Genomic DNA, 26731 nt, shown 5'->3' on the forward strand with positions numbered 1-26731 from the left:
CGGTGATCAGCGCGGGCGGCACTCCAGGCTGAGCCACAGCTCGAAGCAGGCGCTGCGCGAGAGGGCGGTGGCTCCGATGGAGGCGCGGCCCATGCGGCCGGCGTCGGGGCCGAAGACGTCCAGGAGCAGGTCGCTCGCGGCGTTCGAGACCTCGTTGAGGCGCTCGAAACCGGGCGGGCAGAGGACGAAGCAGAGGCCCCGGGACAGGGCGACGACCTCGTCGAGCGAGCCGAGGGCGAGGCGGATCATGCCGAGGGCGTTGACGGCGGCGTAGCGGGCCGCCTCCTGCGCCTGCTCGAGGGTGATGTCGACCCCGACCGCGCCCGGGTGCAGGAGCGCGCCGTCGCGGGACTCGGGGGTGATGCCGCTGAGCTCGAGGAGGTCTCCCGTGCGGTGGAACGCGCGGAGGGAGGAGCCGTAGCGCCCGCCGTAGGGCGGGTTCGCGTAGTCCGGGATCACGAGGCCGAGCTCGAGGGCGCGGGCTTCGGGGGAGTGGGTCATGGCGGCCTCTCGCGGGACGGGGTGCGGGCCGGAGGGCGATGCGCGCTGTCCGGCCGGTCCAGCGTATCCGGCGGTGGCATTAATGGATACAACCTGTTTAGGATGGGATCCATTCAGTCGTTCGCAGGACGACGCCGCGCGGAAGGACCTGTTGGATGACACTCGGCCTGGACGGCGGCACCCCCGCCGCGACCGCGACCATCGACGTCGCGGCCGAGCGCGCCCGCACTGCCGGCACGGTCGGGCGGCACTACTTCAACGCCGCCGGAGCGGGACTGATGAGCGACGGCGTCCTGGACGCGGTCATCGGGCACCTGCGCCTGGAGCAGCGGATCGGCGGCTACGAGGCCGCGAATCTCGCCGCCGACGACCTCGAGGCGGCCTACGCGTCGGCCGCGCAGCTGCTCAAGTCCGATGTCGACGAGATCGCGTTCTTCGACAGCGCGACGAGTGGTCTGCGCGCGGTCTTCGACGCCCTGCGCCTGGGTCCGGGCGACACGGTCCTCGCGCCGCGCTCGAGCTACATCAGCCAGGCGCTGCGGATGCTCGCCCTGCGTCGGCACGACGGCGTGCGTCTGGACGTGCTCCCCAACGACTCCTCGGGCGGGATGGATCTCGAGGCGCTCGAGAGCGCCCTGGCGACCGCGACCGGGCGCACGGTCGTCAGCGCGGTGCACATCCCCACCTCCTCCGGGCTCGTCGAGCCCGTCGCCGCGATCGGCGCACTGGCCCGCCGCTACGGGGCGATCACCGTGCTCGACGCGACGCAGTCGGTCGGGCAGCTCGACATCGACGTGCGCGCGATCGGCTGCGACGCCCTCGTCACCACCGGGCGCAAGTTCCTCCGCGGACCGCGGGGCACCGGCCTGCTGCACCTGCGCAGGGGCCTGCTCGACGGACTCGGACCCTGGGCGCCCGACGTGCGAGGCTCGAGCTGGACGAGCGCGGAGGAGTGGACGATGGACGGCACGGCGCGGGTCCTCGAGACCTGGGAGTCGTCGGTCGCCTCCCGTCTGGGCCTCGGAGTGGCGCTCCGCGAGGCCCTCGAGCGCGGTCCCGCGGCCACCCAGGAGCACCTCGTGGCCCTCGGCGCGCAGCTGCGCGAGCGGCTCGGCGCCCTCGACGGCGTCTCCCTCGCCGATCCGCCCGCCTCCCCCTCCGGCATCGTGACCTTCACGGTCGACGGGGTCGCTGCCAAGCAGGTCTCGGCCGGGCTGCGCGAGGCGGGCGTGGACTCGCTCGCCGTGCCGGCCGGCCACGCGCAGTGGGACCTCGGCGCCCGGGGCATCGCGAGCGTCGTCCGCGTGTCTCCGCACGTCTACACCGACGCCTCCGACGTCGACGCCCTGCTCGAGCGGGTCGCGGCGATCGCAGGAGGCGCCCGATGACGGTGCACGACGCGGTGGTGCTCGGGCTCGGGATCCACGGGTCGGCGACGGTGCGCGAGCTCGCGCGGCGCGGGCGCGACGTCGTGGGGGTCGAGCAGTTCGGCCCGGCGCACGCGCGCGGCTCGTCGCACGGAGCGACGCGGATGATCCGCCGCGCCTACCCGAGCCCGGTCTGGAACGACCTGGTCGACCGCGCCTTCCGCGGCTGGGAGCGCTGGGGCGTGCACGCCGGAGAGCCGTTCGTGCACACGACCGGCGGGCTGTACGCGCACCGCGGCGTCCCCACGCTGCAGGGCGGCCGGAGCCGACCCGTCGAGGACGCCCGTGCCGTCGCCGCGTCGTTGGCGCCGCCGGAGGGCTGGGGTGTGGTGCACGACCCCGACGCCGGAGTGGTCGAGGCCGCACGGGCGCTGGCCTTCGCGCAGTCCGACGCCGCCGCCGCGGGCGCCGAGCTGCGCTTCGAGGAGGAGGTCCTCGGCTGGTCCACGGACGCGGGAGTCGTCACCGTCCGCACCACCGCGGGGGAGCTCCGCGCGCGCCGGCTCGTGCTCGCCGCCGGCGGTTGGATCGCGCGGCTCCTGCCCGAGGCGGCGGGGTTCTTCGAGGTGCAGCGGATCCTCACCTACACCGCCCGCGCCGGTCAGGACGCCGCCCGCCCGCCGGCCCTCGGCTGCTTCTCGGTGGACCTGCCGGAGGGGCTCGTCTTCGGGCTCCCCGAGGCCGCGGGCTCGGGAGCGAAGATCGGCATCGACGCCGGGCCCGTGTGGGACCCGGCCGTGCCCGTCGCCCCGCCCACCACGGAGGAGATCGCGCACCTGCAGGCGCTGCTGCGCCGCTTCGTGCCGGGCATCGACGTCGAGGGCGGCGAGGCCGTCGCCTGCCTCTACACGATGACCCCCGACAAGCGCTTCGTCCTCGGCGAGCTGCCCGGCCGGCCGGAGGTGCTCGTCGCGGCCGCCTGCTCCGGCCACGGCTTCAAGTTCGGCCCGGCGATCGGCGAGGCCCTCGCCGACCTCGTGGACGGGATCGACCGATCCGACCTCGACTTCCTCACCCCCGCTCGGAGCGTGACCCCCGCATGACCGCACCCGCCTCGCCGACCGGCCCCGTCGCTGCGACCTCCGCCTCTTCCCGCATCGCGGTCGCCGCGCCCCACCCGGCGGCTCTCGACGCCGCGGCCGAGGCGATCGCCGACGGAGGGGACGCGATCGACGCGGCCCTCGCCGCCGCGACGGCCCTCACCGTCGTCTACCCGCACCAGTGCGGTCTGGGCGGCGACCTCATCGCCCTGGTGCGCCGTCCGGGGGCCGGAGTGACCGCGGTGATCTCGGCCGGAGCGGCACCGGCCGGCATCGACGTCGCGCGCTTGGCGCTCGAGGACCGGATGCCGCGCCAGGGCGCGCAGACGGTGACGATCCCCGGAGCCGTCGCCGGCTGGCGCGCGATCGCCGGCCTGGGCGGTCGCCTCGGACTCGCCGCGCCTCTGCGGCGCGCTGCGCGGCTGGCCGCCGAGGGCGTGCCCGTCTCGGCCGGTCTGGCGCGGGCGATCGGCCAGCGGAGCGAGGAGCTGCAGGCCGACGAGGGCATGCGCGGAGTGTTCGGCGACGGCCGCGGCGGACTGCTGGGCGAGGGCGACGCGCTCGTGCAGCCGGCGCTCGCCGCGACCCTCGGCGAGCTGGCCGAGGACCCGGCCGCCTTCTACTCCGGGCGGATCGCCGCCTCGCTCGCCGCGCGGCTCCGCTCGCTCGGCGGCACTCACACCGAGGACGACTTCGCCGCGCACGAGGCCGAGCTCGTCGAGCCGCTCACCGAGACGATCGGAGGCGCGCGCTGGTGGGTCGCCCCGCCGCCCAGCCAGGGCGCGGTGCTGCTGGGAGTCCTGCCCGAGGCGCTCGGGGGCGAGACCGCCGAGCTCGTCGCCGCCGTGCGCGAGGCCGCGCTCGTGCGCCAGGCCGAGCTGGGCGATCCCCGCGGAGGAGCGATCGACGTCGACGCGCTGCGGAACCCGCGCGGTCGCGACGGCTCCCTGCCCCGCGCCGGACGTGCCCTCGGCGACACCGTGGCGGTGACCGCGGCGGACGCCGACGGCACTGTCGTCACCCTGATCCAGAGCGTCTACCAGCTCTTCGGCTCCGGGATCCTCGATCCCGGCACGGGCGTCGTTCTGCACAACCGCGGCTCGGCCTTCAGCACCGATCCCGCCCATCCGGGGCACGTGGGGCCGGGACTGCGGCCGCCGCACACCCTGCTGCCGGTCGTCGCCGAGACCGACGAGCTGGTGCTCGGGCTCGGCTGCCAGGGCGGCAGCGCTCAGCCGTGGATCCTCGCCCAGCTGGTGCGCGACCTGCTGCGGCCGACGTCGCAGCCCGACGAGGTGCTCGCACGGCCGCGCTTCGTCGTCGGCGCCCGCGACCTCGGCCACGAGCGCACGACGCTCGTCGCCGAGCCCGGGGCCGGCGAGGCGATCGCGGCGGCCGAGGCGCTCGGTCTGCCCATCGTCCGCACCGCCGGACCCGTCGACGAGGCCGGTCACGTGCAGCTGGTGCGCCTGCACTCCGACGGGCGGCTCGACGCGGCGAGCGACCCGCGCGCGGACGGCCGCGCCGCCGTCGTCCCCGCGTCCCCGAACCCGACCCTCCGACCCGAAGGAACCCGATGAGCTCCACCGCCCACGTCCTCGACCCGCTCACCTCCGCCGAGATCTCCTCCTTCGTCGCCGCCGTGCGCGCGAGCGGCCGACTCGGCGAGCGACCGCGCTTCTGGGGCATCGCCCTGGACGAGGAGAAGGCGCGGGGCACGTCGCCGGGCGACCCGCGACCGGTGCGCCTGGTGGTCATGGATCCGGACGCCCGCGCCGCCTGGGAGGTGCGCGGCTGGACCGCGGCGCCGGGCGGCTCCGCCGTCGTCGAGGTGTGGACCGACGTCGACCACCGCCGCCCGGGCGTCCCGAGCGACGAGGCCCGGATGATCGCACAGGCCGCCCGCAACTCGCCCCTGCTCAAGGACGCTCTGGCCCTGCGCGGCATCACCGACACCTCGCTCGTCTGGGTCGACCCGGAGTCGATCACCGGCTTCGTGCCCGAGGACCTCGCCGACCGCCGGCTCAGCTGGGGCACGGTCTGGTACCGCGAGTTCCCGGAGGACAACGGCTACGCGCGCCCGGTCGCCGGACTCGTGCCGATCCTCGACCTCGACACGCTCGAGGTGATCCGGATCGAGGACCACGGCGTGATCCCGATGGCGAGCGAGACCGGCGTCTACACGGCGGGCACCTGGGGTCCCGACCGTGAGGTGTCGATGCTCGACATCGTGCAGGCGGACGGCCCCGGCTTCGCGATCGAGGGGCACCGCGTCACCTGGCAGAACTGGTCGTTCCGGGTGGGCTTCAGCCACCGGGAGGGGCTCGTGCTGCACGAGCTGACCTACCGCGACGGCGATGTCGAGCGCCCCGTGCTCCAGCGCGCCGCGGTCAACGAGATGTACGTGCCCTACCTCGACAGCGACCCGACCGCCTACCGCAAGAACTTCTTCGACTGGGGCGAGTACGGCGCCGGCCCCCTGACCGCGAGCCTCGAGCTGGGCTGCGACTGCCTGGGCGAGATCCGCTACTTCGACGTCGAGTACCTCGACGGGCACGGCGAGCCGCAGACCATCGCGAACGGCATCTGCCTGCACGAGGAGGACGACTCGATCCTCTGGAAGCACGTGAACACGCGCACCGGCAGCGCCGAGGTGCGCCGCAGCCGCAAGCTCGTGGTCTCGAGCTTCGCCACGGTCGCGAACTACGACTACGGCTTCTACTGGTCGCTGCACCAGGACGGCTCGATCGAGCTCGAGGTGAAGCTCACCGGCCTGATGTCGGTCTCGGGCATCGCCGACGGCGAGACCCCGCGGTCGGGGCGCCTCGTCGCTCCGAACGTGCAGGCGCCGACCCACCAGCACTACTTCGCCGTGCGCCTGGACACCGCGATCGACGGACCGCTGAACCGCCTCGTCGAGGTGCACGCCGAGGTGGACCCGGACGAGACGACGAACCCGTACGGCAACGCGTGCCTCGCCGTCGAGACCCCGATCGCCTCGGAGGCTCAGGGCGCGCGGCGCGCGGACCCTGCTCGGGCGCTGCACTGGCGCGTCGAGAGCGAGTCGGCCACCAACCGCTACGGCGAGAGCACCGCCTACCGCCTCGCGATCCAGAACACCGCGCAGCTCTACGCGCGCCCCGGCAGCGTGGTCGAGCGCAAGGCGCCGTTCGTCGCGCAGCACCTGTGGGCGAGCGCCTTCGACGCGGAGGAGCGCTTCATCGCGGGCGAGTACCCCAACCAGGGCGAGCTCGGCGACGACGGCGTGCACGTGTGGCAGCGGGCCGACCGCTCACTCGAGAACGAGCGCCTCGTGCTCTGGCCGGTGCTCGGCGTGCACCACTTCCCGCGCCCGGAGCAGTGGCCGATCATGCCGGTGGACCGGATCAGCCTGAGGCTCGAGCCGGACGGGTTCTTCGACCGCAATCCGTCGCTGGACGTGCCGGCGTCGGAGTCGGCGCACTGCGCGCCGGGGCAGGGACACGCCGGGCACGACCACTCCGGGCACGACTCCGCCGGGCACGGGCACGACGCCCACGGGCACGACGCCCACGCCGGCCACGCGCACGCCGAGCAGCAGCACGGCCACGAGGGCGGCCGCTGATGGCCGAGGAGCACCTCGCCGACCGCAGCGCCACCGCGCTGGCAGCGGCGATCTCCTCCCGCGAGGTCTCGGCCGTGGAGGTGATGCGGGCGCACCTCGAGCGGATCGAGGAGCGGAACCCCGCGCTCCGCTCCGTGGTCTCGCAGCAGCCGGACTCGGTGTCGCTCGCAGCGGCGGAGGCGGCCGACCGCCGCACCGCCGAGGCGCGCGCATCGGGGGAGCCCCTGCCTCCGCTGCACGGTCTGCCGACTGCGGTGAAGGACCTGATGGACGTGGCCGGCTTCCCGACCACGAACGGCTCGGCCGCGTTCGCCGACGCCGCGCCCGCCGCGCACGACAGTGTTCTCGCGACCCTGCTCCGCGAGGCGGGCGCGCTGATCATCGGCAAGACGAACACCCCCGAGATGGGCCAGGGCGTGCTGACCTTCAACCCGGTCTTCGGCACGACCGTGAACCCGTGGGACACGACGCGCCACGCAGGCGGGTCGAGCGGAGGGGCGGCCGCCGCCCTCGCCGCGCGCATGCTGCCGATCGCCGACGGCTCCGACAGCGGTGGGAGCCTCCGCTACCCGGCCGCGTTCTGCAACGTCGTCGGCGTGCGCCCGAGCCCCGGCCGCGTCGCGAGCGGACGGACGGGCAACGCGTGGACCCCGCACGGCGTCACCGGACCGATGGCGCGCGACTCCGCCGACGCCGTTCTGTTCCTCCGCGGCCTCTCGGTCGAGAAGAGCGTGTGGCCGCTGTCGTCCCTGCCCGTGCACGAGCCGCGCCCGGTGGCCGTCGGCGGCCTGCGGATCGCGTGGAGCGCGGACGCCGGCGGCCTGCCGATCGACCCCGAGGTGCGGCGGGTGCACGCGGCGTTCGCGGCGCAGCTCTCGTCCCTCGGGGCCGTCGTCGAGGCCGACGAGCCCGACTTCGCGGGCGCCGACGAGGCCTGGGAGACCATCGAGACCTTCGAGTTCTTCCTCGGCGGCCGGCACGCCGTCGACGCGGGAGCGACGGGCTTCCGCCCGGACTACGTGCGCAACGTCGAGCAGGGCCGGGCGATGTCGGCCACGCAGCTCGCCGACGCCTACGAGCGCCGCACGCGCCTGTTCCGCGACACCGCCGCGGTGCTGGAGCGGCACGACGTGCTGATCCTGCCCGCGACCCCCGTCGCCGCACCGCCCGCCGAGCTCGAGTGGGTCCCCGAGGTCGACGGCGTGCGGTTCGACCGCTACTTCACCTGGCAGATGCTCGCGAACCGCCTGACGCTCGCCGCGCATCCGGTGGTCGTCACCTCGGCAGGCTTCACCGCCGACGGGCTGCCGGTGGGCGTGCAGGTCGTGGGCCGCCACGGCCGCGAGCTGCAGCTGCTCGCGGTGACCCGCGCGATCGAGGAGGCGACGGGCTGGATCGCCCGGGTTCCGTCGTTCTGACACGGTCCGCGCCTCCGCTCGTGCGCGCGAACGGTCCCGAAATCGATCGCGTTACGGTGAGGCATGGCTGTGCAGTGGGTGTCGACGGACATCGAGAGGGCGCAGGACGGCCATGCCTTCGACGAGCCGTTGGGCACGAAGGAGAAGTTCTGGCTGGTCGCCGAGCGCGAGCTCTGGCTCTTCAAGTTCGCTCGAGGGAGTGGCGAGACGACGCGCGGTGAGGACTGGGCGGAGTGGGTGTCCTTCCACCTCGCCGGAGAGCTCGCCGTTCCCTGCGCGGAGGTCCGACCAGCCACGGTGGCGGGACGCCGGGGCATCATGTCGCGCAACGTCGTCGAGATCGACATCGGCCAGCGACTCGAGAACGGGAACAGCGTGCTCGCCGAGTCGGATCGCTTCTACGAGTCGAGCCGTACGCGAGGTAACGAGCGCTACACCGTGTCGGCGGTCTTCGCCGCACTCGACGGTGTCGACGCGCCGTTCGCCTTCGTCGGCCCCCGCGGGATGTCGGGATTCGACGTCTGGGCCGGTTACCTGCTCTTCGACGCCTGGGTCGCGGGCCGCGACCGGCATCACGAGAACTGGGGCGTGATCAGCGGCAGAGGACATCGTCGACTGTCCCCGTCCTACGACCACGGCAACTCTCTCGGATTCCAGGAGTCGGACGCGAAGCGGCTCGCATGCCTCTCCGACCCGCTGGTGTTCGAGGGGTGGCTCCGTCGCGGCCGCAGCCACCACTTTCCCGGACGCCCGCTGCTGACCGACCTCGCGGGCGAGGCGCTCGGCATGGCCTCGCCGGAAGCGAGGACGTTCTGGTTCGATCGACTCTCGGCAGTGAGCCTCGATCGCGTGAGTTCGGTCATCGCCGCCGTTCCCCGGGAGCTGATGTCGGCGGCCTGCGCTAGCTTCACAGAAGAGCTGCTCGCGTTGAACCGGAGGAGGTTGCTCGATGACCTTGCTCGTTGATCGTCCCGCCGTCTTCCACGAGGGCGGTACTCGCGAGTTGCTGCTGATCTGGCAGAACCGCCGGACCGGCCGCTTCTCGAAGGTCGGGATCCTTTCCGTGTCGGACGCGGGCTTCGTGTTCCGCTACGCAGAAGACGTAGGGGCCGACCCCGATTTCTTCCCGCTCGACGAGTTCCCTCGCCTCGAGGACGAGTACGCGTCGTCGTCGATCCCTCCGTTCTTCGCGAACAGGATCATGTCGTCCGCCAGAGACTCCTACGACTCTTACCTCGGCTGGCTCGGACTCGCCCAGGGCTCTCCCGAGCTCCCGCTCGAGATCCTCGTGCGAACCGGGGCGGGTCGCGCGACCGACACCTTCCACGTGGTCGAGATGCCTTCTCGGGGCGCGCGGAACTTCACCAGCCGCTTCTTCGTCTCAGGGGTCCGTCACCAGCCCGAGACCCCGGAACTGCTGGCCGTCATGTCCGACGGAGACCCGCTGATCCTCGAGCCGGAGCCGGACAACACGAAGAATCCGGACGCCTACCGGGTCCTTTGTCGGCGGGGCGAGCCGATCGGCCGCATCCCCGACTGGCTCTGCGGCGAGATCGCCGAGCTCGCGGGATCGGGCTGGCGGTTCGATGCCGTCGCCGAGAAGGTCAGCCCCGACGCCCCGCCGCACATCCAGGTGCTCTGCCGCGTCACCGCACGCCTCGGCGCCTGACCGGACCTCGACGAGCGCGAGGGGCAGCTCGTCCCGGCGCGATCTCGGCCAGGAGGCACCCCTGTCGACCGACAGCCCGACGCACCCCCCTCTCACCCGACGTTCTGCAGCGGGCGGTCGCTTCGGGGCCCTTCCGCCCAAGCCATTCCCCCTGCTAGCGTGCTCTGAACCGGTTGAGTAAACCGGTTCAGAATCGAGAGGGAGGCGCGAGATGGCCGACAGGCCCACGATCCTCGACGTCGCCCGCGAGGCCGGCGTCAGCAAGGCGCTCGTCTCGTTCGCGCTGAACGACAGGCCCGGTGTCTCCGCCGGCACCCGCGAGCGGATCCTCCAGGTCGCGGCCGACCTCGGCTACCGCCCCAGCGTCACCGCCCGCTCCCTCTCGATCAGCGTCTCGTTCGCGGTGGGCCTCGTCGTCGCGCGCGATCCCGAAGTGATCGCCGCGGATCCGTTCTTCCCCTCGTTCATCTCGGGCGTCGAGCGCGTGCTCGCCGAGAACGGCCGGGTGCTCGTGCTCAGCGTGGTCGAGCCCGGCGCCTCGGAGGAGGCGGTGTACCGCACCCTCGCCGCCGACCGCCGCGTCGACGGGATCTTCCTGACGGATCTGCGCGGGGACGACTCCCGTCCCGCCCTGCTCGCCGAGCTCGGCCTGCCCGCCGTCACCCTCGGCCGCTTCCACGGATCGCCGTCGCCCGCGGTCGTCATGGACGACGCCGCCGGCATCGCGGACGCCGTCGCGCACCTCGCCGCGCTCGGCCACCGGCGCATCGCCCATGTCGCCGGTCCCGATCACCTGCTGCACTCGCGCCGCCGCCGCGCGGCGTTCCTCGGCTCGTGCGGCGACGCGGGGCTCGAGCCCGGCCCGGTCGTCGCGACCGACTTCAGCGCCGGCCAGGGCGCGCGCGCCACGGAGCAGCTCCTCGACCTCGCCGAACCGCCGACCGCGGTCGTCTACGCGAACGACCCGATGGCCATCGCCGGCCTCGGCGTCGCGCACACCCGCGGGCTCCGGCTGCCCGACGACCTCTCGATCACGGGGTTCGACGACTCCGCGATCGCCGCCCACGTCTACCCGACGCTGACCTCCGCCCGCACGCGCCCCGCGCGCTGGGGAGAGGCGGCGGCCCGCACGCTCCTCGATCTGATCGAGACCGGGAGCGCCCCCGATGTCGACCTCGAGCCCGCCGGGCTCGTCGTGCGCCACTCGACCGCTCCGCCGCGGCCGACCCACTGAGAGGCGCGCGCACCGCCGCGCGCGCCGAGCACAGGACAAGGAGAACACCATGAGCAGCTCGACGACGAGACGATGGCTCACCGGGATCGGCATCGCCTCGCTGGCGACGATCGGCCTCACCGCGTGCAGTGGCGGGGGAGGCGGCGCCTCCACCGACCTCACCGCGACCGGCCCGATCACGATCTGGTACTCGAACAACGAGCAGGAGGTCGCCTGGGGAGAGGCGATGGTCGAGGCCTGGAACGCGGACAACCCGGACCAGGAGATCACCGGTCAGGAGATCCCGGCCGGCAAGAGCAGCGAGGAGGTCATCGGAGCCGCGATCACCGCCGGCAACGCGCCCTGCCTCGTCTTCAACACGGCCCCCAGCGCGGTCGGCCAGTTCGAGAAGCAGGGCGGCCTCGTCGACCTGTCGGAGTTCGAGGACGGCGACGACTACATCGAGACCCGCAGCGGCGACCTCGCCGAGCAGTACCAGAACGCCGACGGCGACTACTTCCAGATGCCGTGGAAGAGCAATCCGGTCGTCATCTTCTACAACAAGGACCTCTTCGCGCAGGCCGGTCTCGACCCCGAGAACCCGTCGCTGGCGACCTACGACGAATTCGTCGCCACGTCGAAGACGCTCGTCGAGTCCGGAGCCGCGCCCGCCGCGATCCAGCCCGCGCCCACCAGCGAGTTCTTCCAGACCCAGTTCGACTTCATGCCGCTGTACGCCGCCGCCACCGGAGGCACGGGTCTGGTCGAGGACGGCGAGGCCACCTTCGCGAGCGAGGACGGCTACGAGGTCGCCGAGTTCTGGAAGGGCCTGTACGACCAGGGCCTCGCCGGTCGCGAGCAGTACCAGGGCGACGCGTTCGCCGACGGCCAGGCCGCGATGTCGATCGTGGGCCCGTGGGCCGTCTCGGTCTACGAGGACCTGAACTGGGGCTCCGTCTCGGTGCCCACCCCCGACGGCACTGCGCCCGAGGACACCTGGACCTTCAGTGACGCGAAGAACGTCGGTCTCTACTCCGCCTGCGAGAACAAGGGCACCGCGTGGGAGGTGCTGAAGTTCGCGACCAGTGAGGAGCAGGACCGCTCGCTCCTCGAGACCACCGGCCAGATGCCGCTGCGCACCGACCTGCAGACCACCTACGCCGACTACTTCGAGGCGAACCCCGCCTACCAGCGCTTCGGCGACCAGGCGAGCCGCACCATCGAGGTTCCGTCGGGACCGAACACGGTGCAGATGCTGCAGGCGATCCGCGACGCGTGGGGCAAGACCGTGATCTTCGGCGAGGGCGACGTCGAGTCGGCGCTCGACGGAGCGGCCGAGACCGTCACCGGGCTCGCCGGCCAGCAGTGAGCCGGCCGTGACCACGCTCACCCCGAAGGCTCCGGCGTCCACGGGCGCCGGGGCCCCGGGCCCGGCCGCGAAGCGGAGCCTGCTCCGCCGCGTGCTCGGACCCCAGCCGCTCGGACTGCTGTTCGGCGGCCCGTACCTGGTCTTCGTGCTCGCGGTGTTCGCGTTCCCGGTCGGGTACTCGGTCTACATCGCGTTCCACGACTTCTTCTTCGCGGCACCCGGCGTGCAGGTCGACCGGCCGTTCGTGGGGCTCGAGAACTTCGTCACCGCGTTCTCGAATCCGCAGGTCATCCGCTCGTTCGGCAACATCGGGATCTTCCTGATCATCAACGTGCCGCTGACGGTGATCCTGGCGCTGCTGCTCGCCTCGGCGCTGGACAAGGTCGTGCACCTGCGCACGTTCCTCCGGGTCTCGTTCTACGTGCCCTACGTGACGGCGAGCGTCGCGATCGTCGCGGTCTGGCTGTTCCTGTTCAACGGGAACGGGCTGGTCAACAGCCTGCTCGGCCCGCTGGCGCCGGATCCGTCGTGGCTGATCAACGACGACCTCGCCATGCCCGTCATCGCGATCTTCGTCACGTGGAAGCAGCTCGGGTTCTACATCCTGCTGTACCTCGCGGCGCTGCAGAACGTGCCGAAGGAGCTCTACGAGTCGGCCTCGACCGACGGAGCCGGCCGGGTGCGCCAGTTCTTCTCGGTCACGGTGCCGAGCGTGCGGCCCGCGACCCTGCTCGTGCTGCTCGTCTCGACGGTCACTGGAGCGAACCTCTTCACCGAGCCGTACCTCCTCACCGGCGGCGGCGGACCCAACGGCGCCTCCGCCTCGCCCGTGCTGCTGATGTACCAGCTGGGCCTCCAGCAGGGGCAGCCCGACGTGGCGTCGGCCATCGGAGTCGTCCTCGTCATCGGCGTCCTGGTCATCGCCTACCTGCAGAACCGGTTCGCCGGGGAGAGGAACTCATGAGCGCGCAGGTCAGCGCGGGAGCAGCGGCCTCGGCCGTGCCCGCCGTCACTCCGATCAGGACGCGTCGACGCCCCGTGGGGATGAGCCGCTCGGCGGTCGTCCTGCGCGGCGTGGTCCTCGGGCTGGGCGCGATCGTCTTCCTGTTCCCCTTCTACTACATGGTCGTCGGCTCGCTGCAGACGGACCCCGACCCCACCCTCGCCGGAGCCGTCCCGGACCCCGCGAACCTCACGCTCGACAACTACGTCAACGTGAACGAGCGGATCAGCCTGCTCACCGGCCTGGTCAACTCCGGGATCTTCACGGGCGGCGTGCTGCTGTGCACCGTCGTGTTCGGCGTGCTGGCCGGCTACGCGCTCGCGATGCTGCAGTGGCGCGGACGCAACGCCGTGTTCGCTCTCGCCCTGCTCGTGCAGGTCATCCCGTTCCAGCTGCTGCAGATCCCGCTCTACGTGCTGATCGCCCGCGACTACGGTCTCGCCGACAGCCACGTGGGCATGATCCTGCCGTTCGCCATCAACTCCACAGCGGTGATCATCTTCCGGCAGTACTTCCTGCAGCTCCCGAAGGAGCTGTTCGAGGCGGCCCGGATCGACGGCGCCGGCGAGCTGAAGCTGCTCTGGAACGTCGCCCTCCCGCTGGTGCGGCCCGCGCTCGTCACGGCGGTCCTCCTCACCTTCATCGGCCCCTGGAACGAGTTCCTCTGGCCCTTCCTCATCACCAAGGACGCGTCGCTGCAGCCGCTCGCCGTGTCCCTGGCCAACTACATCTCGAACGTCGCGTCGTCGACCGACAACCCGTTCGGGGCGATCCTGGCGGGCGCCGTCGTGCTCGCCGCCCCCGTCGTCGTGCTGTTCATCGTGTTCCAGCGCTACTTCGTCTCGACCGATCTCGGATCCGGAGTGAAAGGATGACCATGACTCCCACCCTCACCACCGTCCCCTACCGACTCGAGCGCGTCGGCATCGTGATGGAGCCCCTGCCGGGCGACCAGCTCGAGGCCGAGGGGGTGCTCAACCCGGGCAGCGGTCGCGGCCCGGACGGCGAGCTGTACCTGCTGCCTCGCATGGTCGCGACCGGCAACGTCTCGCGGATCGGGCTCGCCCGCGTGCTCGTCGAGAACGGCGTGCCCGTCGGCGTCGAGCGGCAGGGGGTCGTACTGGCGCCCGACCGCGGGTTCGAGCGCGGTGCCGCGAACGCCGGAGTCGAGGACCCGCGCGTCACGTGGATCGAGGCCCTCGGCCTGCACGTCATGACGTACGTGGCGTACGGGCCGCTGGGTCCGCGGACGGCGCTCGCGGTGTCGGAGGACCTGCGCGACTGGCGTCGGCTCGGCCCCGTGACCTTCGCGTACGACGACGCGCTCGACATCGACCTCGGGCTGTTCCACAACAAGGACACCGTGTTCTTCCCCGAGATCGTGACGGCGCCCGACGGCACGCGGTCCTTCGCCGTGCTGCACCGGCCCATGTGGGACCTCGGCGAGACCAAGCCGGGGGAGGGCGTCCGCCTGCCCGCCGGCACCGAGGATCCGCGCCAGAGCATCTGGATCAGCTACGTCCCGGTCGCCGAGGTGGACCGCGACCTGGCGAACCTCACGCGGTGGACCCGGCACCGGTTCCTCGCGGGGCCCGAGTTCCCCTTCGAGGAGCTGAAGGTCGGAGGCGGCCCCGCGCCACTCCGGGTGCCCGAGGGCTGGCTGCTGATCCACCACGGGGTGACCGGCGTGATCGACAGCGCGTTCTCGCAGCAGCAGAACGTCAACTACGCGGCCGGAGCGATCCTCCTCGACGGCGACGACCCCTCGCGCGTGATCGCGCGCACCAGCGAGCCGTTGCTCGAGGCCGAGACGGAGGACGAGCGCTCGGGCATCGTTCCGAACGTCGTCTTCCCGACGGCGATCGAGGAGATCGACGGGCAGCACTTCGTCTTCTACGGCATGGCCGACTCGAGGATCGGCGCGGCCCGGCTCGTGCGGACGGACGGATGAGGGCGGTGGAGCCGGCTGCCTCACCCCTGCTGATCGAGTAGCCCGCGGAGCGGGCGTCTCGAGATCCCCCACCCCCAGAAGCTCCATCCCCACCCACACATCGGAGAGTTCAATGACGAACGCCAGAACCCGGACGGCGGCGGCACTCGCCGCCACCGCCCTCGTCGCCGGGGGCCTCGCCCTCGGCGCGGCCCCCGCGCAGGCGGCGGCCCCCTCGCGAACACCGCGCACCTCGACTTCCTGCTCGACACCGCCACTCCGACTCCGGAGCCCGGCCACACGACCTACCGCCTCGCCGAGGAGCCCGAGCTGGTGATGCCGTGGACGTACGCCGACGCTCGCGACGGCGGCACGTTCGAGCGCGTCGGCGGCGGTCCCCTCGATGCCGCGACCGGCGACTGGGGGCAGGGCGCCTTCAACACCGACGACATCTCCCGGGCCGCCGTCGCCTACCTGCGGCACTGGCAGCAGACCGGATCGACGGCCAGCCGCGAGAACGCCTACGAGACCCTGCGCGCCCTCGCCTACTTCCAGACCACCGACGGCGACGACGCCGGCAACGTGGTGCTCTGGATGCAGCCCGACGGCGACCTGAACCCCAGCGCCGAGCCGATCGAGCTGCCGGACCCGAGCGACTCCGAGGACAGCTACTGGCTCGCCCGCACGCTGTGGGCGCTCGGCGAGGGCTACGCGGCGTTCGAGGACGACGACCCCGGGTTCGCCGCCTTCCTCCAGGAGCGCCTCCGCCTCGGAGTCGCCGCGGTCGACCGCGAGGTGCTCGGCCGCTACGGCGAGTACGAGAAGGCCGACGGCGTCGACGTGCCCGCGTGGCTGATCGTCGACGGTGCCGACGCCACCGCCGAGGCCCTGCTGGGCCTCTCGGTGTACGTCGAGGCCGTGCCCGACGACTCCGCGGTGCGCGACAGCACCGAGAAGCTCGCCGAGGGCGTGGCGGCGCTCGCGCGCACGACGACGGAGGGGGACACCACGTCGTGGCCGTACGGCGCGATCCTGCCGTGGGCGCAGTCGCGCTCGCTCTGGCACTCCTGGGCGTCGCAGATGCCCGCGGCGCTCGCCGAGTCCTCGGTGGCCCTCGGTGACGCCTCGCTCCTCGAGCCCGCCGTCGTCGACGGCTCCCGCTTCGCGCCCGAGCTGCTGACCTCGGGCGGCCCCGACAACGGCCGCTACCCGAGCCCGACCGAGACGGTGCAGATCGCCTACGGAGCGGATTCGCGGCTGCAGAACTCGCTCGCCCTCGCCGACGCGACCGGGTCGAGCGCCTACACCGACCTCGCCGGTGTGCAGGGTGCCTGGTTCTTCGGCCTCAACCGGAGCGGTGCGGCCGTCTACGACCCCGCGACGGGCATCACGTTCGACGGCGTCCAGGCCGACGGCAGCGTCAACCGCAACAGCGGCGCCGAGAGCACCATCCACGGCCTCCTCGCCATGATCGCGCTCGACGACCGACCCGAGCTGGCCGACCGCGCGCGGTCGGTGGCGACCCAGGTGAGCCGCGAGGGCCTCGAGGTCGTCGAGGCCGAGACGGCGCGCGGCGGCACGGTCGTCACTCCGGAATCGAGCTGGACGGGGGAGTCGTCGTGGAGCGGCTCGTACCTGTCGCTGACGAACTGGCGCCGCGCGGCGACGATCGGCCTCGGCTCCTCCATCCAGGAGCGCGTGATCGAGCCGGTGCTCTGGCAGGTCGAGAAGGGCACGGCGACGACTCCGCGGAGTGCCTGGAACACGGGACGCCGCCCGCTGGATCTGCTGACGAGCACGGTCGGCGAGCAGGGGATCACCGAGGCGTCGGGAGCCCTGCTCCCGCAGAAGCTGCGCCGCACGGTGCCCGCGAGTGCGACCACGATCGACGTGCGCGGGCTGACCGGCGAGACGAAGCTGGACGCGCTGCTGGTGCGCCCCGTGGTGTCGCGCCTCGTGGTCGAGGGCGACGGCGGACGCACGGAGCTGCTGCGGAACTCGACCGCGACGGCGCGCTCGACGACGCTCGAAGGCTCGGGGACGCTGCGCGTCTACTCGGCCGACGGCGTGCTCGTGAGCGAGTCCGCGGCGGCTGCCGGCGCCTCCGTGGAGCTGCCCGCTCAGGGCTTCGCGGTGCTGATCGGCTGACGCCCGACCGTTCGTGACGGATCGGCGGGCGCGTGTCCGTCGATCCGTCGCGAACGGTCGGGTCTCCGTCCATCCGTCACGAACGGTCGGGTCTCCCGCGTCGATCCGTCGCGAACGGCCGCTCGGATCGCTCGGAGGCGACCGTCCGTGACGGATCGACCAGGGGTGTTCACTCCTGGTGCCGGTGCCGCGTGGACGGGGGTTCCTGTGCAGACGCCGATGCAGAACCTCGGCCACGAGTGCCGCTCGCGCACGATCGTCGCTGAGCACCGCTCTCGGCCGAGGTTCTGCGCCGCACCCCTCCGCAGGACGCGACCCGCCGGAATTCCCGACCCGCAGTCGGCTTCACGACGGTGACCGGACCGTTATGAGAGCGCTCTCTCGAAACTCTTGACCTCTCTGCGGAAGTGTTCGTACACTCGCCCTACACCTCGTGAGAGCGCTCTCACAGACGCAGCAGTCCAGCGTGAGAGCGCTCCCCGACGTGCCCATCCCATCACGAAGGAGTGACCGTGCTCGCATCACGACGCGCCAGGATCGCCGCAGCGATCTCGGGCGCCGCAACCCTCGCCCTCGTCGTCACCGGATGCTCGTCATCCGGATCCGACGCCGCAGAGGGCGAGAACATCGAACTGACCGTCACCACGTTCAACGCGATGGGGTTCGACGACCTCTACGCCGAGTACGAGGAGGCGAACCCCGGGATCACCATCGTCCCGAACAACATCGACACCGGCGGAAACGCCCGGACCGACGCCTTCACCAAGCTCGCCGCGGGCTCCGGCCTCGCGGACGTCCTCGCGATCGAGGAGGGCTGGCTCGGCCAGATCATGGAGGTCTCGGACCAGTTCGTGGACCTCCGCGACCACGGCATCGAGGACCGCAAGGCCGACTGGGTCGACTGGAAGTACGAGCAGGCGACCGACCCCGACGGCCGCGTCATCGGCTACGGCACCGACATCGGGCCCGAGGGCCTCTGCTACAGCACCGCCGCCTTCGAGGCCGCCGGACTCCCCACCGACCGCGAGGCCGTCGCCGAGCTGCTCGGCGGCGCGGACGCGACCTGGGACGACTACTTCGCCGCGGGCGAGCAGTACAACGAGGCGACCGGCAAGGCCTGGTTCGACCACTCCGGATTCGTCTGGAACGCCATGGTCAACCAGCTCCCCGAGGGGTACTACACCGCCGACGGCGAGCTCAACATCGAGGGCAACCCCGAGCTCGAGGAGCGCTGGGGCCAGCTGACCGACGCCGCGGCCTCCGGCCTCTCGGCCGGTCAGAAGGCCTGGGACTGGAACAAGGGCAAGTCGTTCACCGACCAGACCTTCGCCACCTTCGTCTGCCCCGCGTGGATGTTCGGCACCCTCAAGGGCGGCGTGGAGGCCGGAGGCGGAGACCCCGCGAGCACCGGCTGGGACTTCGCGGACGTCTTCCCCGGCGGCGCGGCCAACTGGGGCGGCTCCTTCCTCTCGGTCCCGACGCAGTCGGAGCACCCGGCGGAGGCCGCGGCCCTCGCCTCGTGGCTGAGCGAGCCCGAGCAGCAGATCAAGGCGTTCGAGGCGGCCGGTCCGTTCCCGAGCACCCTCGCCGCTCAGGAGGAGCTCGCCTCCGCCGCTGAGCCGGACCCGGCGCTGAACGACTCGCCGACCGGTGCGATCCTCGCGAAGCGCGCCGAGGGCGTCGTCGCCCAGTACAAGGGACCCGACGACTCGCTCATCCAGGAGAACGTCTTCGGCCCCGTGCTGCAGAAGGTCGACCGCGGTGAGCTCGACGGCGACGCCGCCTGGGCCGAGGCGCTGACGCTCCTCGGCGAGCTCGTCGACTGACGCGCCCCTCCCACCCCTCCCTCCCGACTGGCTCCCACCCGGCGGCACCGTTCCGCCGGGTGGGAGCCCCTCCCTCCGAGGAAAGCGATCGCGCCATGACGAGCACACTGACCCCGCCGGCGACGGCGACACCGCCCAGGGGCGGGCGGCCCGCCGCGCCCCGCGTCCCCCTGACCTTCCGCCAGCGGCTCGGCCGCTTCGATGTGAAGGCCTCTCCGTACCTCTACATCTCGCCGTTCTTCCTGCTCTTCGCGATCACCGGCGCGTTCCCCCTCGTCTACACGCTCGTCGTCTCGCTCTACGACTGGGAGCTGCTGCAGGGCCAGGGCGACTTCGTCGGCCTCGGCAACTTCGCGGCCGTGCTCGGCGACCGGTTCTTCTGGAACTCGATCGTCAACACCGTCAGCATCTTCCTGCTGTCCACGATCCCCCAGCTGCTCGTCGCGCTCCTCCTGGCGGCCGCTCTCGACCAGTCGCTGCGCGCCAGGACGTTCTGGCGGATGAGCGTGCTGCTGCCCTACATCGTGTCCCCGGTCGCCGTGGCGCTCATCTTCTCGAGCGTGTTCAGCGAGCAGGACGGCCTGGCCAACAACCTCCTCGGCCTGATCGGCGTCCCCCAGATCGACTGGATCAACGACCGCCTGGCCAGCCACGTCGCCATCGCCTCGATGGTCAACTGGCGCTGGACCGGCTACAACGCCCTGATCCTCCTGGCCGCGATGCAGGCCGTGCCCCGCGATCTGCACGAGTCGGCCGCGATCGACGGAGCCGGTGCGTTCCGCCGCTTCGTCTCGATCACGATCCCGAACATCCGCCCGACCCTGATCTTCGTCGTCATCACGGCGACCATCGGCGGACTGCAGATCTTCGCCGAGCCGCGCCTCTTCGACGTGTCGAACGCGGGCGGCATCGGCGGCTCGGACCGCCAGTTCCAGACCACCGTCCTCTACCTCTGGGAGATGGCGTTCTTCCGCGGCAACTTCGGCGAGGCGGCCGCCATCGCCTGGCTGCTGTTCCTCCTGATCGTGCTGATCGGGCTGGTGAACTTCGCGGTCTCGCGGAGGATCGCCTCGGTCGAGAACCGGGTGCTCGGCAAGCGGGCGCAGCGCAAGGCGGCCGCCGTGCTGGCAGCGTCGGCCGACCGCGCCGACGAGATCGCCGCGACCGACCCCCTCCTGTCCTCCACCGGCCTCGGCCAGAAAGCGAGCGAGCGATGACCGCCCCCGCCCCCACTGCCGCGTTCCCGGTCCGCCGCCCCGTCGAGGGGGAGGCCGCCGTGAAGGAGCCGCGCCGCCGCCGGAAGGGCGCCGGCCGGGTCGACCGCCCCGGCTTCCTCGTCTACGGACTGCTCAGCGCGTTCATCCTCGGATCGACCTACCCGCTGTGGTGGTCCTTCGTGGTCGCGAGCGGCACCAACGCCACGCGCAGCGAGACGCTGCCGATGGTGCCGGGCGGCAACTTCCTCGCCAACGCGGCGAAGGTGTTCGACGCCCTCCCGTTCTGGACGGCGCTGCTGAACAGCATCATCGTCTCGGGCGTCATCACCGTCTCGGTCGTGACGTTCTCGACGCTGGCCGGCTACGCCTTCGCGAAGCTGAGGTTCCGCGGACGCGACGGGCTGATGATCACGGTCGTGGCGACCATGGCGATCCCGACGCAGCTGGGCATCATCCCGCTGTTCATCCTGATGCGCCAACTCGGCTGGACCGGCGAGCTGGGGGCGGTCATCGTGCCGACCCTCGTCACCGCGTTCGGCGTGTTCTTCATGCGCCAGTACCTGATCGACGTGATCCCGGACGAGCTGATCGAGGCGGCCCGGATGGACGGGGCGAACCAGTTCCGCACGTTCCTGACCGTCGCGGTCCCCGCCGCCCGACCGGCCATGGCGATCCTGGCGCTGTTCACGTTCATGATGGCGTGGACCGACTTCCTCTGGCCGCTGATCGTGCTGAACCCGACGAACCCGACCCTGCAGACGGCGCTCGCGCAGCTGCAGTCCGGCTACTACATCGACTACTCGATCGTGCTCACCGGAGCCGTGATGTCGATCGTTCCGCTGCTCGTGCTCTTCGTGCTCGCGGGCCGCCAGCTGATCGCCGGCATCATGAGCGGCGCGGTCAAGGGCTAGGGCCGTGCGAGGCGGGGTCGCGGCTCCACTACCCTCGGAGCACTGAACCGAGAGGCCCCCCATGAGTCCCGACACCGCCTCCGCCGCCCCGACGCTCGAAGAGGTCGCCGCCCGCGCCGGCGTCTCGCGCTCCACGGTCAGCCGCGTCGTCAACAACTCCCCGCGGGTGAAGGACGACGCCGCCCAGGCGGTGCGCAAGGCGATCGAGGAGCTCGGCTACGTGCCGAACCGCGCCGCCCGCTCGCTCGCCAGCCGCAAGACCGAGGTCATCGCGCTCGTGGTGCCGGAGTCGACCGCCAAGGTGTTCGCGGATCCGTTCTTCGCCTCGGTGGTGCAGGGGGCGGCGCTCCGGCTCGCCGACACCGCGTACACGCTGAACATCGTCATCGCGTCGGAGGCGGCGCCCGAGAAGACCCGGCGCTACCTCCTCGGCGGCAACGTCGACGGGGCGCTCGTCGTCTCGCACCACAGCGGCGACCACTCCTACGCCCGGCTCGGCACGAGCCTCCCCGTGGTCTTCGGCGGCCGGCCGCTCAGCGACGAGGGCCAGGGCAGCTACTTCGTCGACGTCGACAACATCGCCTCGGCGCGCGAGATCACCGAGCACCTCCTCGGCCTGGGCCGGCGCGAGCCCGCGATGATCGCGAGCCGTCAGGACATGCCCGCCGCCGTCGACCGCCTGCTCGGCTGGCGCGACGCGGTGCGCGAGGCCGGGCTCGACGACTCCCGCGTCGAGATCGGCGACTACTCGCCCGCCGACGGAGCCGCGGCGATGCACCTTCTGCTCGACTCCGGCCGCCCGATCGACGCGGTCTTCGCCTCCAACGACCAGATGGCGGCGGGAGCGCTGGGCGCCCTGCGCGAGCGCGGTTTCTCGGTGCCCGGCGACGTGGCGCTCGCCGGCTTCGACGGCGACTACTTCGCGCAGGCGGCCGACCCGCCCATCACCACGATGCGCCAGCCCTCGACCGAGCTCGGCTCGACGATGGCCGAGGTGCTGGTGCGGCTGCTCGCCGGCGAGACGGTCGAGCGCGTGACGATCATGCCGACGGAGCTGCTGGTCCGCGGGTCGACGGTCGCGGGGGCCTGAGCCTCCTCTGTTGATCGAGTAGCCCGCGGAGCGGGCGTATCGAGATCCGCGTGTCCCGGGGGGTCTCGATACGCGCCCGCGGTGCTCCTCGACCAGCCGGGGGCGGGCGAGTCGTCGCCGGGTGGGGCCTGCCGTCTCCGTGGGCTCCGTTTCGGGCCGACTCAGCGAGCCCTGGTGCGGCGAGTGGTCGCGAACCGGGCGCTGACGGAGGCGCAGGGCCCGATTCGCGCGCGTCTCGCTGATCAAGTAGCCGCACAGTGGCGTAGGGAGATCCGCGGGATCCGGACGCCCGGTCACTCCACCAGCGTGTACACGCTCGACGGGCGCCCCGTGGAGTAGCGGAGCGTCCGCGCCGCGCGGCCCGACGCCACCAGGTGCTCGAGGTAGCGCCGCGCGCTCACCCGTGAGATGCCGACCGCGACGCTGACCTCGGTGGCCGACGCGTCCGCATCCGGACGCAGCGCCCCCTGCACGGAGGCGAGCGTCTCGGTGCTCAGCCCCTTCGGCAGCGCCTGCGTCCGCGCGCCCGAGGTGAAGAGCACGTCGATCTCGTCCTGGTGCAGCCCCGCCGCCCCCTCGAACAACCGCCGGTCGTGCGCCACCTCGTCCAGCCGGTTCCGCAGCGCCGTCGCGCTGAACGGCTTCACCAGGTAGTGGTGCACGCCGGCCGCCCGCGCCGCGCGCACGCTCTCCACATCCCGCACCGCCGTGACCGCGATGAAGTCGGGCTGCGGCCCCGCCGTCGCCCGCACCGCGCGCAGCACGTCGAGCCCCGAGAAGCCGGGCAGGTGGAAGTCGAGCAGCACCACGTCGGGGTGGTGCGCCTGGATCGCGGCGACCGCCGACGGTCCGTCTCCCGCCACCTCCCGCACCTCGAAGCCCGGATGCGCGGCGACGAAGCGCTCGTGCAGGGCGGCGATGGCGGAGTCGTCGTCGACGATGACGACCGACAGCGGGGTGGTCACGACACCCCCCACGGCCACGGGCGGGAGGTGCAGGCGGGCGGTGAGACGCGCCCCTCCCCACTCCGACGCCCCGGCCGCGACCGCGCCCCGGTTGCGCTGCGCGACCCGGCGCACGAGCGCGAGGCCGATGCCGCGGCCGTGCACGCGCACCCCGGAATCGCGGCCGCCCTTGGACGACACGCCCTCCTCGAAGACCTGCTCGCGCTGCTCCGGCGGGATCCCCACTCCGTCGTCATCGACCTCGATCACGAGGTCTCCGTCGTCGATCGAGAACTGCACGCGCACGCGGTGCCCGGCCGAGCAGGCCTCGAGGGCGTTGTCGACGAGGTTGCCGACCACGGTGACGACGTCGTCGCGCAGGGTCGAGGGCAGGCGTCCGGCGAGGGACTCGGCCTCGGGAGTCGCGGAGACGGCGAGGTCGATCCGCAGCTCGCGCGCGTGGGCGCTCTTGACCATCAGCAGCGCCGTGAGCTCCGGATCCTCCATCAGCATCTCGGGGGCGATGGCACCGCCGACTCCGAGCGGCCCACCGCTGCCGAGCCGCGCGATGAACGCGCGCGCCTCGTCGACGCAGTCGAGCTCCAGCAGCCCGGAGACGACGTGCATGGTGTTCGCGAACTCGTGGGCCTGGGCGCGCAGGCCGGCGGCGAGCGACTGCGCGCCGTCGGTGTCCTGCATCAGCTGGTGCAGCTCGGTGTGGTCGCGGAGCAGGAGAGTCGCGCCGACCGTGCGATCCCCGCGGCGGGTGCCGGTGCCGCGCGCGATCAGGATCCGCTCGCCCGCGAGGACCAGCCGGCCCTCGCGCTCGCCCGACTCGAGCACCTCGAGCAGCGACGGCTCGAGCACGTCGCGCGCCAGCGGAGGAGGCTGGGTCGGATCCGGGGACCAGCCCAGCAGCGCGGTCGCCGCGTCGTTGACCAGCACGATCCGCCCGCTCGCGTCGACCGTCACCACGCCCTCCGAGAGCCGGTGCAGCATCGTCTCCTGCTGCGTCACGAGCGACGCGATCTCCTCGGGCTCGAGGCGGAAGATCCGGCGGCGGATGATCGCGGTGACCCAGGCCGCCCCGAAGATCCCGAGCACCGCGGCGCCCGCCATCGCCCAGAGCAGCCAGCTGAGGTGCCCGAGGAAGTCCTTCCGCAGCGCCGACTCGAGGATCCCGACCGAGGCCGTGCCGATCACCTCGCCGTCGGAGCCGAACACCGGCACCTTGACCCGCCACGACTCCCCGAGCGTGCCGGTCTGCGTGCCGACGAAGGTCTGCCCGGCGAGCGGCACCGAAGGGTCGGTCGAGACGCGCTCGCCGATCCGCTCGGTGTCGGGGTGCGAGAACCGCACGCCCGCGCGGTCGGTGACGACCACGTAGGTCACGTCGGACGCCTCGCGGATCACCTCGGCGATCGGCTGGATCACGATCGAGGGGTCCTCGTCGTCGAAGGCCTCGGTGATCGCCGGGAGGTTCGCGACCGAGCGGGCGACTCCGGTCATGCGGTCGAGGTAGGAGGAGCGCAGCGAGCGCTCCTGCAGGGATCCGGCGACGAGTCCGGTCGCGACGACGGCGACAGCGACGATCAGCGCCTGCAGCAGCAGGAGCTGTACTCGAAGCGACATTGCCCGAACCACCCGCCCATCATGGCGCGCCACGGGACGTGCTGCGTCGCTCCGGGACCGGATCGAGACCCGCGGGTCGCCGACCAATAGTTACGAAAGCCCGCTCTTAGTTACCGAAGCCGCGGCCGCGGCATCCCTCTCATTAGGTTCTGTCTCGCGCGCCGCAGCGGCGCATCCACCCGATCTCGCACTCGGGAGTTCTCAAAGGAGAGAAAGAACCATGCGATCCAAGCCCTTCCTCGTCGTGCTCGCCGCCTCGACCCTCGCCCTCACCGCCTGCTCATCGGGAGGCACCGAGACCGCCTCGGAGCCCGCCGCCGGCGGTGCCGTCGAGTCGCTCCAGATCATCGTCCCCGCCGACCCGGGCGGCGGCTGGGACCAGACCGGCCGCGCCATGTCGCAGCTGCTGACCGCGGAGGAGCTCGTCGGCTCGGCCCCCGTCACCAACGTCGGCGGCGCGGGCGGCACCGTCGGCCTCGCGTCCCTCGCCAACGAGAAGGACCCGAACACCCTGATGGTCACCGGCCTCGTGATGGTCGGCGCGGTCGAGACCAACGCCGCCGACGTGCGGATGGAGGACACCACTCCGATCGCCCGCCTCACCGAGGAGTCGCTCGTCGTCGTCGTGCCGGCCGCGTCCGAGTTCGAGACCCTCGAGGACCTCGCCGACGCCATCGTCGACAAGGGCCAGGAGATCACCGTCACCGGCGGCTCCGCGGGCGGCGCCGACCACATCCTCGCGGGCCTGCTGCTCGAGTCGGCCGGCCTGTCGGGCGACGAGATCGCCGAGAAGCTCAACTACATCCCGAACTCGGGCGGTGGCGAGGCCGTCTCGCTGATCCTCGGCAACAACGTGGGCGCCGGCATCTCCGGCGTGGGCGAGTTCCTCGAGCACATCGAGGCCGGCACCATGCGCGCCCTCGCCGTCTCGTCGGCCGAGCCCGTCGAATCGCTGCCGGACGTCGAGACCATGACCGAGGCCGGCTACGACGTGACCCTCACCAACTGGCGCGGCGTGCTCGCCCCCTCCGACATCACGGAGGAGGAGACCGCGGCCCTCACGGACCTCGTCACCGAGCTGCACGGCACCGAGGCGTGGACCGAGGAGCTCGCGACCCGCGGCTGGACCGACGCGTTCCTCACCGGCGACGAGTTCGGCGACTTCCTCGAGAGCGACATCACCGAGGTCGGCGCGACGCTGAAGAACATCGGGCTGGTCGACTGATGTCGACCTCCGCTCCTCCGGTGGCCCCGGGGACGGACGCGGCCCGCGCCGACCGGGGCCGCCTGATCGGCGAGCTGGTCTTCGCGGTGCTCGCCGTCGCCCTCGGGATCTTCGTCTTCGTCGGCGCGTTCTCGATCCGCGCTCCCGGCGCCGGCTCGCAGGTCGGCCCGCGGGTCTTCCCGTTCCTGGTCAGCGGCATCCTCACCCTGTCGGCGGTCATGGTGCTGATCGACGTCCTCCGCGGCCGCCTCGGCCCGCAGGAGGAGGGCGAGGACATCGACTCCACCGCCAAGACCGACTGGGTCACCCTCGGCAAGCTCGTCGCCTTCGTCATCGCGCACATCGTCCTCGTCGACCTGATCGGCTGGGCGCTCGCCGCGGCCGTGCTCTTCGGCGGAGTCGCGTGGTCGCTGGGCGCGAGGAAGTGGTGGGTCGCGATCCTCGTGGGTCTGGCGCTGGGCCTGGTCGTGCAGATCGTCTTCGGCGGTCTGCTCGGGCTCTCGCTGCCGCTGGGTCCGCTGCTGGGCTGGCTGCAGCCCGTCCTCGACGCGATCGGAGGCTGAC

At 72.2% G+C, this 26731-nt stretch carries 21 protein-coding genes; 19 read left to right on the forward strand and 2 right to left on the reverse strand.

Annotated features, from left to right (window positions below; translation table 11 throughout):
• Nucleotides 1-6: 6 nt before the first annotated feature.
• Nucleotides 7-501: a RidA family protein gene (locus tag AC0CID_RS13460; RefSeq protein WP_207403756.1), complete on the reverse strand. Its 495-nt coding sequence runs from the start codon at nt 499-501 to the stop codon at nt 7-9.
• A 155-nt stretch (nt 502-656) separates the two neighbouring features.
• On the opposite strand from AC0CID_RS13460, the gene AC0CID_RS13465 reads away from it, so the two are divergent.
• From AC0CID_RS13465 to AC0CID_RS13545, 17 genes are all read left to right on the forward strand, one after another.
• Nucleotides 657-1889 carry an aminotransferase class V-fold PLP-dependent enzyme gene (locus AC0CID_RS13465; protein ID WP_465227184.1) on the forward strand — a complete coding sequence of 411 codons (1233 nt, stop codon included), beginning with the start codon at nt 657-659 and terminating at the stop codon, nt 1887-1889.
• Complete coding sequence (locus AC0CID_RS13470; RefSeq protein ID WP_465227185.1) at nt 1886-2971, forward strand: FAD-dependent oxidoreductase; 1086 nt, start codon at nt 1886-1888, stop codon at nt 2969-2971. The genes AC0CID_RS13465 and AC0CID_RS13470 overlap by 4 nt, the downstream gene beginning before the upstream one ends.
• Nucleotides 2968-4548 (forward strand): gamma-glutamyltransferase, encoded by a 1581-nt coding sequence (locus AC0CID_RS13475; protein ID WP_465227186.1) that lies wholly within the window; start codon nt 2968-2970, stop codon nt 4546-4548. The genes AC0CID_RS13470 and AC0CID_RS13475 overlap by 4 nt, the downstream gene beginning before the upstream one ends.
• The gene (locus tag AC0CID_RS13480) at nt 4545-6572 is read left to right on the forward strand and encodes a primary-amine oxidase (RefSeq protein ID WP_465227187.1); all 2028 of its coding nucleotides are present in this window, start codon (nt 4545-4547) and stop codon (nt 6570-6572) included. The genes AC0CID_RS13475 and AC0CID_RS13480 overlap by 4 nt, the downstream gene beginning before the upstream one ends.
• Nucleotides 6572-7990: an amidase gene (locus AC0CID_RS13485; RefSeq protein ID WP_465227188.1), complete on the forward strand. Its 1419-nt coding sequence runs from the start codon at nt 6572-6574 to the stop codon at nt 7988-7990. Before AC0CID_RS13480 ends, AC0CID_RS13485 begins: the two co-directional genes overlap by 1 nt.
• A 63-nt stretch (nt 7991-8053) precedes the next feature.
• The gene (locus tag AC0CID_RS13490) at nt 8054-8956 is read left to right on the forward strand and encodes a HipA domain-containing protein (RefSeq protein WP_465227189.1); all 903 of its coding nucleotides are present in this window, start codon (nt 8054-8056) and stop codon (nt 8954-8956) included.
• Entirely contained in the window at nt 8940-9659 is a 720-nt protein-coding gene (locus tag AC0CID_RS13495) for an HIRAN domain-containing protein (protein ID WP_465227190.1), read from the forward strand. Before AC0CID_RS13490 ends, AC0CID_RS13495 begins: the two co-directional genes overlap by 17 nt.
• Nucleotides 9660-9870: 211 nt before the next feature.
• Complete coding sequence (locus tag AC0CID_RS13500) at nt 9871-10893, forward strand: LacI family DNA-binding transcriptional regulator (RefSeq protein WP_207403743.1); 1023 nt, start codon at nt 9871-9873, stop codon at nt 10891-10893.
• A 49-nt stretch (nt 10894-10942) separates the two neighbouring features.
• A complete protein-coding gene (locus AC0CID_RS13505; protein WP_465227191.1) occupies nt 10943-12241 on the forward strand; it encodes an extracellular solute-binding protein in 1299 nt (432 codons plus the stop codon).
• A gap of 7 nt (nt 12242-12248) precedes the next feature.
• Nucleotides 12249-13205, forward strand: coding sequence for a carbohydrate ABC transporter permease (locus tag AC0CID_RS13510; RefSeq protein WP_465227192.1), 957 nt, complete (start codon nt 12249-12251; stop codon nt 13203-13205).
• Between the two features lie 80 nt (nt 13206-13285).
• Complete coding sequence (locus tag AC0CID_RS13515) at nt 13286-14119, forward strand: carbohydrate ABC transporter permease (protein WP_465228105.1); 834 nt, start codon at nt 13286-13288, stop codon at nt 14117-14119.
• A gap of 2 nt (nt 14120-14121) precedes the next feature.
• On the forward strand, nt 14122-15195 hold the full coding sequence (locus tag AC0CID_RS13520) for a glycoside hydrolase family 130 protein (protein WP_465227193.1): 1074 nt from the start codon (nt 14122-14124) through the stop codon (nt 15193-15195).
• A 312-nt stretch (nt 15196-15507) separates the two neighbouring features.
• Entirely contained in the window at nt 15508-17322 is a 1815-nt protein-coding gene (locus AC0CID_RS13525) for a hypothetical protein (RefSeq protein ID WP_465227194.1), read from the forward strand.
• 512 nt (nt 17323-17834) lie between these two features.
• Entirely contained in the window at nt 17835-19148 is a 1314-nt protein-coding gene (locus AC0CID_RS13530) for an ABC transporter substrate-binding protein (RefSeq protein ID WP_465227195.1), read from the forward strand.
• Nucleotides 19149-19243: 95 nt separating this feature from the next.
• Entirely contained in the window at nt 19244-20365 is a 1122-nt protein-coding gene (locus tag AC0CID_RS13535; protein ID WP_465227196.1) for a carbohydrate ABC transporter permease, read from the forward strand.
• A complete protein-coding gene (locus AC0CID_RS13540; RefSeq protein ID WP_465227197.1) occupies nt 20362-21276 on the forward strand; it encodes a carbohydrate ABC transporter permease in 915 nt (304 codons plus the stop codon). Before AC0CID_RS13535 ends, AC0CID_RS13540 begins: the two co-directional genes overlap by 4 nt.
• A 61-nt stretch (nt 21277-21337) precedes the next feature.
• Nucleotides 21338-22366, forward strand: coding sequence for a LacI family DNA-binding transcriptional regulator (locus AC0CID_RS13545; protein WP_465227198.1), 1029 nt, complete (start codon nt 21338-21340; stop codon nt 22364-22366).
• A 293-nt stretch (nt 22367-22659) separates the two neighbouring features.
• Here the strand turns inward: AC0CID_RS13545 and AC0CID_RS13550 are convergent, their stop codons facing one another.
• Nucleotides 22660-24942 carry a response regulator gene (locus AC0CID_RS13550; RefSeq protein ID WP_465227199.1) on the reverse strand — a complete coding sequence of 761 codons (2283 nt, stop codon included), beginning with the start codon at nt 24940-24942 and terminating at the stop codon, nt 22660-22662.
• A 220-nt stretch (nt 24943-25162) separates the two neighbouring features.
• Here AC0CID_RS13550 and AC0CID_RS13555 point away from each other — a divergent pair, with 220 nt between their 5' ends.
• Together AC0CID_RS13555 and AC0CID_RS13560 are read left to right on the forward strand one after the other, a co-directional pair.
• The gene (locus AC0CID_RS13555) at nt 25163-26167 is read left to right on the forward strand and encodes a Bug family tripartite tricarboxylate transporter substrate binding protein (RefSeq protein ID WP_465227200.1); all 1005 of its coding nucleotides are present in this window, start codon (nt 25163-25165) and stop codon (nt 26165-26167) included.
• A 20-nt stretch (nt 26168-26187) separates the two neighbouring features.
• A complete protein-coding gene (locus AC0CID_RS13560; protein ID WP_465227201.1) occupies nt 26188-26730 on the forward strand; it encodes a tripartite tricarboxylate transporter TctB family protein in 543 nt (180 codons plus the stop codon).
• Nucleotide 26731 lies beyond the last annotated feature (1 nt).

Source organism: Rathayibacter sp. AC451 (genome assembly GCF_979253095.1).

What these genes read in the sequence shown, in the direction of transcription:
- AC0CID_RS13555 (WP_465227200.1), top strand. Translation starts at nt 25,163, where the DNA reads ATGCGATCCAAGCCCTTCCTCGTCGTGCTCGCCGCCTCGACCCTCGCC.
- AC0CID_RS13550 (WP_465227199.1), bottom strand. Translation starts at nt 24,942, where the DNA reads ATGTCGCTTCGAGTACAGCTCCTGCTGCTGCAGGCGCTGATCGTCGCT.
- AC0CID_RS13520 (WP_465227193.1), top strand. Translation starts at nt 14,122, where the DNA reads ATGACTCCCACCCTCACCACCGTCCCCTACCGACTCGAGCGCGTCGGC.
- AC0CID_RS13515 (WP_465228105.1), top strand. Translation starts at nt 13,286, where the DNA reads ATGAGCCGCTCGGCGGTCGTCCTGCGCGGCGTGGTCCTCGGGCTGGGC.
- AC0CID_RS13475 (WP_465227186.1), top strand. Translation starts at nt 2,968, where the DNA reads ATGACCGCACCCGCCTCGCCGACCGGCCCCGTCGCTGCGACCTCCGCC.
- AC0CID_RS13540 (WP_465227197.1), top strand. Translation starts at nt 20,362, where the DNA reads ATGACCGCCCCCGCCCCCACTGCCGCGTTCCCGGTCCGCCGCCCCGTC.
- AC0CID_RS13465 (WP_465227184.1), top strand. Translation starts at nt 657, where the DNA reads ATGACACTCGGCCTGGACGGCGGCACCCCCGCCGCGACCGCGACCATC.
- AC0CID_RS13480 (WP_465227187.1), top strand. Translation starts at nt 4,545, where the DNA reads ATGAGCTCCACCGCCCACGTCCTCGACCCGCTCACCTCCGCCGAGATC.
- AC0CID_RS13545 (WP_465227198.1), top strand. Translation starts at nt 21,338, where the DNA reads ATGAGTCCCGACACCGCCTCCGCCGCCCCGACGCTCGAAGAGGTCGCC.
- AC0CID_RS13505 (WP_465227191.1), top strand. Translation starts at nt 10,943, where the DNA reads ATGAGCAGCTCGACGACGAGACGATGGCTCACCGGGATCGGCATCGCC.
- AC0CID_RS13470 (WP_465227185.1), top strand. Translation starts at nt 1,886, where the DNA reads ATGACGGTGCACGACGCGGTGGTGCTCGGGCTCGGGATCCACGGGTCG.
- AC0CID_RS13490 (WP_465227189.1), top strand. Translation starts at nt 8,054, where the DNA reads ATGGCTGTGCAGTGGGTGTCGACGGACATCGAGAGGGCGCAGGACGGC.
- AC0CID_RS13495 (WP_465227190.1), top strand. Translation starts at nt 8,940, where the DNA reads ATGACCTTGCTCGTTGATCGTCCCGCCGTCTTCCACGAGGGCGGTACT.
- AC0CID_RS13535 (WP_465227196.1), top strand. Translation starts at nt 19,244, where the DNA reads ATGACGAGCACACTGACCCCGCCGGCGACGGCGACACCGCCCAGGGGC.
- AC0CID_RS13485 (WP_465227188.1), top strand. Translation starts at nt 6,572, where the DNA reads ATGGCCGAGGAGCACCTCGCCGACCGCAGCGCCACCGCGCTGGCAGCG.
- AC0CID_RS13460 (WP_207403756.1), bottom strand. Translation starts at nt 501, where the DNA reads ATGACCCACTCCCCCGAAGCCCGCGCCCTCGAGCTCGGCCTCGTGATC.
- AC0CID_RS13500 (WP_207403743.1), top strand. Translation starts at nt 9,871, where the DNA reads ATGGCCGACAGGCCCACGATCCTCGACGTCGCCCGCGAGGCCGGCGTC.